2 protein-coding genes are annotated in these 1,262 nt (G+C 71.8%); both read left to right on the top strand.

Annotated features, from left to right (window positions below; translation table 11 throughout):
• Positions 1 to 263: glycosyltransferase (locus AB0J09_RS65070; protein WP_360714529.1), on the top strand; the 263-nt coding region annotated here is incomplete at its 5' end.
• Positions 260 to 1,262, top strand: a 1,003-nt coding sequence (gene murC / locus AB0J09_RS65065; protein WP_360714527.1) for a UDP-N-acetylmuramate--L-alanine ligase, incomplete at its 3' end; no start/stop codon positions are given. The genes AB0J09_RS65070 and murC, both read left to right, overlap by 4 nt.

The following is a 1,262-nucleotide window of genomic DNA, read 5'->3' as shown; positions in this document are numbered from 1 at the left end:
CCGCGGTCGGGCTGCCCGCCGCGTACGTGCCGCTGCCGCACGGCAACGGCGAGCAGGCCATCAACGCCGGGCGCATCGCCCAGGGCGGCGGCGGCCTGATGGTCGACGACGCCGACCTCTCACCCGAATGGATCATCCACAACGTGCTGCCCATCCTCCGTGATCCCGAGCGGGTCGCCGCCATGTCCGAGGCGGCGTCCAGACTGGGACGCAAGGACGCCGATATCATGCTCGCCAGGAAAGTGTTGGAGATAGCCCGATGAGTCTCGTGAAGCTGGTCGATCCCGTCGCCGTAGCGGAGCTGGGGCGGGTGCACTTCATCGGCATCGGCGGCGCGGGCATGTCGGGCATCGCCCGCATCCTGCTCAAACGCGGTGTGCGGGTGTCCGGCAGCGACGCGCGCAGCTCCGAGCTGATCACCGAGCTGCGTGAGCTGGGCGCCACCATCCACATCGGCCATGCCGCGTCGCACGTGAGAGACGTCGACACCGTGGTCGTCTCGACCGCCATCCGCGACTCCAACCCCGAGCTGGGCGAAGCGCTCAAGCAGGGGCTGCGGATCATCCCGCGGGCCGCCGCGCTGGCCTCCGTCATGGCCGGGCGCACCGCCGTGGCCATCGCGGGCACCCACGGCAAGACGACCACCACCTCGATGCTGACCGTGGCGCTGCAGAAGTGCGGGGCCGACCCGTCCTACTGCGTGGGCGGCCAGCTCGTCACCACCGGGCTCGGCGCCGACGACGGCCAGGGGCAGGTGTTCGTGGCCGAGGCCGACGAGAGCGACGGCTCGTTCCTCATGCTGGCGCCCGACATCGCCGTGGTGACCAACGTCGAGGCCGACCACCTCGACAACTACGGCGACCCGCGGGCCGTGCACGACAGCTTCGCCAGGTTCGCCGACCGGGTCGGCTCGCTGCTCATCACCTGTGCCGACGACCCGGGCTCCGCCGAGCTGGCGCGCCGGGCGCGCGAGCGCGGGCTGCGGGTCAAGACGTACGGCCTGCAGGGCGAGGACTACCGCGTGCGGGGGGTCAGGCCCGACGGGTTCGGCACGGTCTTCGACATCGAAGGCCGGGGCGACGTGCGGCTGGCCGTCCCCGGCGCGCACAACGCGCTCAACGCCACCGCGGTGATCGCCGTGGCCGACGAGCTCGGGTTGCCGTTCGAGGAGATCAGGCAGGGTCTGGGCGCCTTCACCGGGGCCAAGCGGCGCTTCGAGGCCAAGGGCGAGGCCGGCGGCATCGCGGTGTTCGACAGCTACG

Origin of the sequence: Nonomuraea sp. NPDC049784 (assembly GCF_040659615.1) — a bacterium.
Lineage (GTDB): Bacteria > Actinomycetota > Actinomycetes > Streptosporangiales > Streptosporangiaceae > Nonomuraea.
The sequence above is the reverse complement of the archived record's forward strand: the minus strand, read 5'-3'. Positions and strand labels throughout refer to the sequence as shown.